This window comes from Agrobacterium sp. 10T429, assembly GCF_056393925.1.
This window is the reverse complement of record NZ_JBFTGV010000037.1, coordinates 1-494: the sequence shown is the minus strand read 5'-3', so window position 1 is coordinate 494 and position 494 is coordinate 1. Positions and strand designations below refer to the sequence as shown.

Sequence of the window (494 nt, the reverse complement as noted above, 5' to 3'; positions counted from 1 at the left end):
GCCCCGCGAACGTCCACAATCGCGTGGGCGTGCGCATCCACGACCCGGCCCACCCGCACTGGCGCGAGGACATCGACATCCTGGTCGCCGCCGCTGGCGCGCGGCTGGCCTACGTCGTGGTGCCGAAGGTGACCGATGTGGTGGAAGTGGCCCGGGTGACCGACCACGTCAACCACGTGGCGCGCAGTGCCGGCATCGCCCGGCATATCCCGATTCATGTGCTGATTGAGACACATGCAGCACTCGAACAGGTCTTCGATATCGCCGCGCTGGTCCAGGTGGAGTGCCTCAGCTTCGGGCTGATGGACTTCGTCTCCGCGCACCACGGCGCCATTCCGGGCGATGCGATGCGCTCGCCGGGCCAGTTCGAATACCCGCTGATCCGCCGCGCGATGCTGGAGATCTCGGCGGCCTGCCATCGCCACGGCAAAGTGCCGTCGCACAACGTCAGCACGGACGTTCAGCATCCGCAGCGCGCCGGCGAAGACGCCAGC

At 67.8% G+C, this 494-nt stretch carries 1 protein-coding gene; it reads left to right on the top strand.

Features of this window, described 5'->3' with window-relative positions; all coding sequences use genetic code 11:
* Positions 1 to 494: aldolase/citrate lyase family protein (locus AC1DCP_RS26375; protein WP_476774867.1), on the top strand; the 494-nt coding region annotated here is incomplete at both ends.